We start from the raw sequence: 914 nt of genomic DNA, 5'->3' as shown, positions 1-914 counted from the left end.
GGCCATGGATCTCGATCGTGTCGCCGTCGATGACAGATGCGACCCCAGCAATTGCTACCGGTCGCGACGTTACCAAGTTCTGCAGATTGATTTCCGGCAGCGCCCCGCTGTTGTGCATGACAAACTGCGTCACCAGCGCGGAAGTCGCAACCACCGTCACGAAGACCAGCCGCATCGGCACGCTGGCCCAGCGTCGTGCGAGCGGGGGTCCTGCGCCATTACGTTTGCGCCACGGCCCCGACCGATCATCGTAGCGGGATTTGCCCAAGCCCCTTCTCCCCGACGCAAGAATGCGCCCAAAACAAACGGAAAGTCCAGAATCCTATCGGAACCGCTCAACGGCCTGCCTGTTATGAAATCGGAGGGCTCCGTCGAGCAGCACCATGTCGAGCGGTCTTCCACAACCATCCGCAAGCGACCGGAACACGGATTCGACCACCACTAAGGCGCCGAGTCCGAATTCTGCAAAGACTGTGCCCCGGCCGACGCGCCGCGCTACGCCATCGCCCGAACCTGCGCCGCCGCATCGTCATTCGTGAGATCGACGCCGCGTTACTTGAGATCGTTCAGTAAGGGAGCAAACACTGGGGTCGCTGCCAATTCGAAATTGGCATCCCACTCCGCAAACAACGCGGGGACTTGATCGACACGAAAGTCACGAAAGTATCGTTCCGCAGCGGTCTTGCTGGTTGCCTTGTCACGTCGCGCCAATCCCTCGGCTACGGGCCTGGGAACGAGGTAGATTGCGCGAGCCTTGAACCCCTTGGATGGCAGCAGAACAATCGCCAGCCAATCGAATTGGTCGTAGTCGTTGTAGCCGACATAGGCGGCACCGCGCTTGAATGTCCGCGACTTTACCGAAACGCGTTGCGCTGGCCGGTCGAATGGCTGCGCGATCACATCGTAACCGGGCC

2 pseudogenes are annotated in these 914 nt (G+C 60.5%); both read right to left on the bottom strand.

The annotated features are described in order from the left end of the window. A pseudogene (locus AC04SH_RS34870) lies at positions 1–268 on the bottom strand (hypothetical protein); the annotation flags it as partial. Between the two features lie 284 nt (positions 269–552). Next, positions 553–914: pseudogene (locus AC04SH_RS34865) on the bottom strand (hypothetical protein); the annotation flags it as partial.

This window comes from Mesorhizobium sp. CNPSo 4688, assembly GCF_057784295.1.
This window is presented reverse-complemented; position numbering and strand designations above follow the sequence as displayed.